General features: G+C 43.0%; 1 protein-coding gene and 1 pseudogene. Both read right to left on the reverse strand.

The annotated features are described in order from the left end of the window. A pseudogene (vncS, locus tag HT699_RS11395) lies at nucleotides 1–794 on the reverse strand (sensor histidine kinase VncS); the annotation flags it as partial. Beyond that, nucleotides 791–883 (reverse strand): winged helix-turn-helix domain-containing protein (locus tag HT699_RS11400; RefSeq protein WP_172934384.1); only part of this gene is annotated, 93 nt, incomplete at its 5' end. The pseudogene vncS and the gene HT699_RS11400, both read right to left, overlap by 4 nt.

Below are 883 nucleotides of genomic sequence, written 5' to 3' on the forward strand. Positions count from 1 at the left end.
TTATAACGACCAATATTTTCTTTCATATTTTCGATTAGGATTTTGAGGCTAGCCAGTGGTGTTTTCAATTCATGAGAAGCCCCTCGCAAAAATTCGACCTTCATCTTCTCCAGCTGGAGAATGGCTTCATTCTTGTCATGCAAATCTGCAATGACAGTCAAAAGATGCTGGTAAAGGCTATTGATTTGTTCCTTAAGATTACCAATCTCATCCTTGGAATCCACACGCAATCGCACTTGGGCATCCAAATCCATCATCCGACGGGTTACTCGCTTGATTTCCAAAATCGGGGCAACGATAGTCCGAGCATATATGTAGGCTACCAAGAGGGAAATCAGAAAGGAGGCCAGCAAGGTATAGGGAAGAAACTGGAGACTGATTTGCTCTGCTTCCTTTTGCAAATCCATGGAAGCTAGAAATTGCAGGGTCATGGTACCACCGTCTTGCGTTGTCACCTCGCGCTCCTCGATAAAGAGGGAAGTTGTCTGGCGGTCTGTGTCCAGAGGAAGACCGTCCTTGACTTCTAACTTGTCCTCGGTCATCTCACCTTTGACGGTCCCCTTGATATCACTAGTCTGGGAATACAAGTCTAACACTTGCTCGATACTCTGCCTATCTTTCCCTTCTAGGGACTGGGCAATGGCTGTTGCCTTTTGACCAATGGTTTCCTGACGATGACTCAGATAAGTCGAAGGAAAAAGAAAATAAATAGCTAAATGAAGGCAGATAACCAGAACACTAAATATCGAGAAGGTATAGATAAATATCTTTGCAAATAAACCTGTTCGTTTCATTTTCGCTCCAATTTATAACCAACATTGCGCACAGTGAGGATACAATCCAAGTCTAGCTTTTTCCGCAATTCCTTGATATAAACATCAAT

This window comes from Streptococcus sp. 1055 (genome assembly GCF_013276815.1).
GTDB classification, from domain to species: Bacteria; Bacillota; Bacilli; order Lactobacillales; family Streptococcaceae; genus Streptococcus; species Streptococcus pseudopneumoniae.